Annotated in this window: 2 protein-coding genes; both read right to left on the bottom strand. The window is 71.2% G+C overall.

Annotated elements, in window-relative coordinates; all coding sequences use genetic code 11:
- Positions 1-77: 77 nt before the first annotated feature.
- Positions 78-671 (bottom strand): TetR/AcrR family transcriptional regulator, encoded by a 594-nt coding sequence (locus tag FNH08_RS49970; RefSeq protein WP_322726678.1) that lies wholly within the window; start codon positions 669-671, stop codon positions 78-80.
- Positions 672-822: 151 nt separating this feature from the next.
- On the bottom strand, positions 823-1540 hold a 718-nt coding region (locus FNH08_RS49965; protein WP_152778639.1), incomplete at its 5' end, for an SDR family oxidoreductase.

The raw sequence follows: 1540 nt of genomic DNA, 5'->3' as shown, positions 1-1540 counted from the left end.
GGTCTGGGGGCGGCAGCCCCCAGGGAAGGGACGGGAATGGGTAGGGGCGGCGGGGGCGAGGAAAAACCCTCGCCCGACTACGGTCGCAGCGCCCTCAGCAGCAAGTCCGCCAGATGGTCCGCCACCTGCTGCGGGCTGAGGGGACCGTCCGGCCGGTACCACGTCGACAGGTGGTGGACGGAACCGAAGTGGTAGTCCACCACGAGGTCGGCCGGCGTCGCGGTGGAGAAGACGCCCGACGTCTGCCCCTCCTCGATCAGCGCACGGAACCGCTCGTGATAGCGACGCCGCTCGGCACGCACCTGTTTGTTCTTCTCAGGACTCAGGTGGTGCATCGACCGGAAGAAGATCATCGCGTCGTCGAGGTTCTCGATCGTCGTCACGACGACATCGGCCGCGGCGTCCCGAACGCGTCTCTCGATCGGCTCGTCCGCCCCCGCGAAGGCATCGAGGCGCTCCTGCTGAACGCGCAGCACACGCGCGTACACCTCGTGCAGCAGGTCGTCCTTGGAGCCGAAGTAGTGGTACAGCGCCCCCTTGGTGACGCCCGCCGCCTCCACGATCTCCTGCACCGACGTACGGTCGTAGCCCTGCTCCGCGAAGAGCCGGGTGGCGGCGGCCAGCAGCCGCTGCGGGACGGGCGTGCCGTCTCCGTCCGTCGTCCTGGGCACTTGCCGCCACCTGCCTTCCGAGGTTTTCGTCTGCTCGTCTGCTCGTCGTCCGTCGGGCGTCCACCCGCCCCGTCGTCGCCGACCGGACGGGGTAAGCCGTCCCGACGGAGGATCTTCCCACCCTCCGCATTCGGCAAGTCGGGCAGGGCCGTCAGGGCGTAGCTTCCCACTTCTGCTGGACACGGTTCATGTTCGTCAGCCAGCGGTCCGGATCGGCGGCCCGGGCCTGGTAGTACTCGGCGACCTCGGGGTGCGGCAGGATCAGGAACCGGTCCTCCTCGATGCCCCTGAGCAGCGCGTCCGCCACGTCCTCGGGGTCGATCGCGGTCGGCGCGAGCACGAGCTCGCCCGCGCTGCCGGCCGCCGTCAGCATGTCCGTGCGCACGCCCTGCGGGCAGATCGCGTGGACCTTCAGCCCACGGTGCCGGTAGGTCAGCGACAGCCACTCGGCGAAGGCGTACGCGCCGTGCTTGGTGACGCTGTACGGCGCGGCGCCGATCATGGTGAGCAGTCCGGCGGCCGAGACGGTGGACACGAACCGGCCGCTGCCGCGCTCCAGCCAGGCGGGGAGGAGCGCGTGGGCCGCGCGGACGTGCGCCATCACGTTGACGTCCCAGGCGAGCTCCCAGACCTTCTCCTCGGCCGCCTCCGTGCCGCCGGAGCCGACGCCCGCGTTGGCGCAGTAGACGTCGACCGTGCCGCCGAGCGCGTCCCGTGCCTCGGCGACGATCGTGGAGGCGTCGCCGGGCACCGCGATGCCGCCGATCTCGTCGGCCACGGCCTTCGCCTTGACGGGGTCCAGGTCGTTCACCACCACCCGCGCCCCCTCCACCGCGAAACGGCGAGCCAGCGCGGCCCCGATGCCGCCC

The organism is Streptomyces spongiae, from assembly GCF_009377185.1.
GTDB classification, from domain to species: domain Bacteria; phylum Actinomycetota; class Actinomycetes; order Streptomycetales; family Streptomycetaceae; genus Streptomyces; species Streptomyces spongiae.
Note: the sequence above shows the minus strand (reverse complement) of the source record. Positions and strands in the feature narration are given on the sequence as shown.